Below are 3,811 nucleotides of genomic sequence, written 5' to 3' on the forward strand. Positions count from 1 at the left end.
TGCCTACTCCACGATGACTTTTTCATCAATACATGTCCTCCGCGTTAGCTGCAATCCTCGCTTTTAGCAGTTACAATGTGTTTTTGTCGTCATTGATCAAACACATGTCTCTAGCTCATAGCCTTAAATCGTTTAATTCCTTTGGTTTAGCCCAGTCTTGCGCCGATCTTGTTGAGGTGCACTCAAAAGAAGCTGTTCAGGCGATGTGTTTGCCACTATGGCAACAGCAATTGCCTATGTTGGTGCTTGGTGGCGGTAGCAATCTGGTCTTCACAGAGGACTTTAACGGTACAGTTGTCAGGATTTTATCGAAGGGGATAAAAGTATCTGAAGACGCAGAAGCTTTTTATCTCGAGGTTGAGGCGGGTGAGAATTGGCATGAGTTAATTCAGTTTACGCTCGAGCATGGCATGTTTGGGCTGGAAAATATGGCGTTAATTCCTGGAACTGTTGGCGCAGCACCTATCCAGAATATTGGCGCTTATGGTGTTGAACTCTGTGATGTATGTGATTGGGTTGAGTATCTTGATTTACCCTCAGGCGAGTTCGTGCGTATAAGCACAGCTGAGTGTCAGTTTGCTTACCGTGAGTCTATTTTCAAAGACAAATTACGCAATCTTGCCGTAGTGACAGCAGTCGGACTGCGCTTAGTTAAACGTTGGCAACCGCGTTTGGCCTATGGTCCACTGCAATCGTTTGATCCAGCAACCGTTACAGCCCGTGAGATCTTTGAGCGTGTATGCCAAGTTCGCAGTGAAAAGCTCCCCGATCCTGCTGTGCTCGGCAATGCAGGCAGTTTCTTTAAAAATCCTATTGTCAGCGCGGCCTGTTATCTAGATTTAGCACAGCGTTTTCCGACGATAGTGGGTTACGCACAAGCGGATGCAACGGTGAAATTGGCGGCAGGTTGGTTGATTGAACAAGCGGGACTGAAAGGTTTTGTGCTTGGTAATGCTGCTGTGCATGACAAACAAGCTTTGGTATTAGTGAATAGAGGCGGGGCAACGGGGCGCGATATTTGTCGCTTAGCGCTGCATGTTATTGCGCAAGTACAGGATAAATTTGGTGTTGTGCTAGAAGCTGAACCTAGAATCATGGGCGCTAACGGTGAAGGAGATTTGTATGTCTGATAATTGGGGAAGAAAGCGCCAGATATTAGCGTTATTGTCTAGCGGTCAATTTGTTTCAGGCGAGCAGCTAGCCACAGAACTTGGGATTTCGCGCGCCGCAGTAAATAAGCACATTGATGCGTTAGAAACTTATGGTGTGGCAATTTATAGCGTTAAGGGTCGCGGCTATAAGTTAGCCAATCCCATCTCTTTGATTGATGCTTCACGTTTAGTGCAGTCAATTGATAACCGTTGTTTTTATTTTGATGAGATCGCAAGCACCAACGGCTTTATGCTGAGCCATACCACTGAGCTAAAAAATGGCGATGTGTGCGTGGCAGAGTATCAATCTGCTGGTCGCGGTCGCCGAGGTCGCACTTGGGTGTCGCCCTATGGGCATCACTTGTACTTCTCATTGTTTTGGACATTCCCGCAGGGAATGGCACAGGCTATGGGTTTAAGTTTAGTAGTGGCGTGCACTCTAGTTGAAGTGCTTAAATCGTTTGGGGTCGAGAATATTGGGGTTAAGTGGCCGAATGATATCTATTTGGATAACAAGAAGCTTGCTGGGATCTTGATTGAAATGTCGGGACAGGCGGATAGTCAGTGTCAGCTGATCATTGGTGTTGGCGTTAATATGGCGATGTCAGAGGAGCAAGGCAAAGGTATCGATCAGCCTTGGAGTGACCTGTCAGATTTGGTCGATATGCCAGATAAGACTGCGCTTGTTATCGAATTACAGAGGCAACTGAAGCGCGATATCCAGTTGTTTGAACGTGAAGGGTTAGCTGCATTCAAAGCTCGTTGGCAAGCGGCAGACTTATTTTATGGCCGTGAAATACGCTTGCTTATGGGGGAAAAATCGGTCGAAGGGATTTGTCGCGGTGTTGACGAGCAAGGTGCAGTATTGCTCGAAACCGCCGATGGTGTGCAAGCATTTATCGGCGGTGAAATTAGCTTAAGGGCACGCTAAGCACCCCAGAGACTATTTTACAGAAGACTATTTGCGCATCAGTACGTGGGACATCAAATGATCCTGACCTTTCTGTAGGATCAAGTGCGCCCTTTCACGGGTCGGTTGAATATTCAATTGCAGGTTGGGACCGTTAATCGTGTCCCAAATATTGGCGGCAATGGTATTGGCTTCATCATCGGTTAGCGACGAATAGTGATGAAAATAGGATTTCTTGTCACTGAAGGCGCCAGAGCGGAATTGCAAGAAGCGCTCTTTGTACCATTGTTTGAGTAACGGCTCTTCCGCATCGACATAAATAGAAAAGTCGACAAAATCGGAGACAAAAGGGCGACGGGTATCGACGGGGGAGTCGAGCCCAGTTTGCAGTACATTCAAGCCTTCCAAAATTAAGATGTCTGGCTGAGAAACGGTTTGGTGCTGATTCTTAACACGGTCATAGGTGACGTGTGAATAGATAGGCGCTTTCACATGGGGTTGGCCAGATTTCACTGCCGAGATAAACTCAACCAGCATTTTCATATCGTAGCTTTCTGGAAATCCCTTACGTTGTAACAACCCTTTACGCTTCAAGTCTGCCAGCGGATACAAAAAGCCATCCGTTGTGACTAGATCGACCTTAGGGTGCTCAGGCCAATGCCGTAGCAAGGCTTGCAAGATACGCGCTGTGGTACTTTTGCCTACGGCGACACTGCCGGCAATACTAATGATGTAAGGGCTTCTTGATGGCTTTTGCCCAAGGAACTCATCGACCACTAAGCCACGTTGCTGCTTAGCTTTGACAATTAAATTGAGTAGCCGGCTAAGGGGAAGGTAAATATCAGTGACTTCCGATAAGGAAATCTTCTCATTTATGCCTCTAAGGTTTTCCAAGTCTTGCTCACTCAGCGTCAGCGGCACTGAATCTCGTAACTCAGACCATTGCAGGCGCTCAAAGGCGAGATAGAGTGCTTTTTGAATTGAATTTTTAGAAGTCATTGGCTTTCCTCAGCATAGGAAAGGCACAGTACACTATGAGATTATTCGGAACAATACTAAATGGGTGATTGCAGTCGTGTTTCCGTCGTCGTTTGATGTATTCGCTGTTTAATTGGTCGCCAAAGTTGGATAACGTGTAAAAAAACACCGTTCAAGCGCTTTTTTTACGTAAATGGACGTTTTTTACTTGCACTTGGGAGCGCATTTACCTAATATCCCGTTCCGAAATGATAATGCCGGCATAGCTCAGTTGGTAGAGCAACTGACTTGTAATCAGTAGGTCCCGAGTTCGACTCTTGGTGCCGGCACCATTTTCTGTGGAGGGGTTCCCGAGTGGCCAAAGGGATCAGACTGTAAATCTGACGGCTCAGCCTTCGAAGGTTCGAATCCTTCTCCCTCCACCACTTTTTCTAGGTAGTTAGGTAGCCTTAGTTAGGTTGCGCGGACATCGTATAATGGTATTACTCCAGCCTTCCAAGCTGATAACGCGGGTTCGATTCCCGCTGTCCGCTCCAAATTAGTTGCTGATATGGCTCAGTTGGTAGAGCACACCCTTGGTAAGGGTGAGGTCGGCAGTTCGAATCTGCCTATCAGCACCAGCCTATCTAAATTTAGCTCCTACGCCTAAACATAATCGGTTCGATGTCATTTTAATGCATCGGATTTTTTCTATATGTTAGTTTTCATCACCAAGATTCTTGGACTGAGGCATTACCATGGCTAAAGCTAAATTTGAACGTATTAAGCCCCA

General features: G+C 46.5%; 3 protein-coding genes and 4 tRNA genes. 6 read left to right on the plus strand and 1 reads right to left on the minus strand.

All coding sequences use genetic code 11. From position 1 onward, the window contains the following. The first annotated feature begins 104 nt into the window (after positions 1–104). Positions 105–1,130: a UDP-N-acetylmuramate dehydrogenase gene (gene murB / locus Q4Q50_RS22205; protein WP_311901203.1), complete on the plus strand. Its 1,026-nt coding sequence runs from the start codon at positions 105–107 to the stop codon at positions 1,128–1,130. After that, positions 1,123–2,082: a bifunctional biotin--[acetyl-CoA-carboxylase] ligase/biotin operon repressor BirA gene (gene birA, locus Q4Q50_RS22210; RefSeq protein ID WP_011982113.1), complete on the plus strand. Its 960-nt coding sequence runs from the start codon at positions 1,123–1,125 to the stop codon at positions 2,080–2,082. Before murB ends, birA begins: the two co-directional genes overlap by 8 nt. Before the next feature lie 27 nt (positions 2,083–2,109). On the opposite strand, the gene coaA is transcribed toward birA, so the two are convergent. Further along, positions 2,110–3,060, minus strand: a complete 951-nt coding sequence (gene coaA, locus Q4Q50_RS22215) for a type I pantothenate kinase (protein ID WP_011848150.1) — start codon at positions 3,058–3,060, stop codon at positions 2,110–2,112. Positions 3,061–3,295: 235 nt separating this feature from the next. Here coaA and Q4Q50_RS22220 point away from each other — a divergent pair. From Q4Q50_RS22220 to Q4Q50_RS22235, 4 genes are all read left to right on the plus strand, one after another. After that, positions 3,296–3,371, plus strand: a tRNA-Thr gene (locus Q4Q50_RS22220). Between the two features lie 8 nt (positions 3,372–3,379). Further along, positions 3,380–3,464, plus strand: a tRNA-Tyr gene (locus Q4Q50_RS22225). A 37-nt stretch (positions 3,465–3,501) separates the two neighbouring features. Beyond that, positions 3,502–3,575, plus strand: a tRNA-Gly gene (locus Q4Q50_RS22230). An 8-nt stretch (positions 3,576–3,583) separates the two neighbouring features. Further along, a tRNA-Thr gene (locus Q4Q50_RS22235) sits at positions 3,584–3,659 on the plus strand. Positions 3,660–3,811: the final 152 nt, after the last annotated feature.

Source organism: Shewanella scandinavica (assembly GCF_031932065.1).
GTDB classification, from domain to species: domain Bacteria; phylum Pseudomonadota; class Gammaproteobacteria; order Enterobacterales; family Shewanellaceae; genus Shewanella; species Shewanella baltica.